The organism is Clostridium sp. DL1XJH146 (assembly GCF_054819755.1).
This window is the reverse complement of the sequence record NZ_JBTVVN010000100.1, coordinates 1-866: the sequence shown is the minus strand read 5'-3', so window position 1 is coordinate 866 and position 866 is coordinate 1. Positions and strand designations below refer to the sequence as shown.

Below are 866 nucleotides of genomic sequence, written 5' to 3'. Positions count from 1 at the left end.
CTCACGGGCAGGACATCTTTTGCATTTTTCAACATCGAAATAGTATGTAACTGTTTGGTTTTTACTAACATTTTTTTGCCTTGTTTTGCTTTTCTAATTGCTAAATGTCCTGCCGGACAAACATACCTATCTGCATCTTTATTAAACTCAAATTCATCTTCTTTTTTTCTTGTACCTTGTGAGACTGAAGGATTTAACTTTGATATTAAAAGGATATCATTTTCTTTTGCATATTTAATATTTTATTTTTCTGAATAAGCTGCATCAGCTATTATTTCATTGACTTCCATACCAGCTTTCTCACTTTTTTGTATAAGTTTTTGCAATTGTTTACCATCATTTTTTTCACCAGTAGTAATAACTGCACCAGTAATTATTCGCTCTTCACTCATTGCAATATGAGTTTTATAGCCAAAAAATGATGAATCAGAAGTCTTGTGTCCTATTCGAGCATCTGCATCTTTTGAAAGTTGTAATTCCTCAAGATCATCTTTTATTGCTTCGTTTAAATAATTCAACCTTTCTTTAATCTTAGGAATTGGAGCTAATTCAGTTGCTGCTTCAACAACTTTAGAAACATCTTGACAATATTTTATTGTATCTTCAAGAGTTCCGTTTGTAACTTTTTTAGGAAATTTCTCTTTATAATTTTCATTAATTGAATATACTTCTTTTCTTAAAACTTTTGCACGTTCTAACAATACTTCTCGTGCAGATTTTTGATTGTACCTTGCTTTAGTATGCGTAGCATCAACGATAATTGTTTTACTTTGCATAATACCATTCTCTATTGCTAAATGTACTGTTTTAGCAATTAGCATATCCAATAAATTAATATCTTTTAAGCGTAGCTTTCTAAATTTAGT

1 pseudogene is annotated in these 866 nt (G+C 29.9%); it reads right to left on the bottom strand.

The window, feature by feature from the left end:
• Nucleotides 1–866 (bottom strand): annotated as a pseudogene (locus ACVHXK_RS18655) (transposase); the annotation flags it as partial.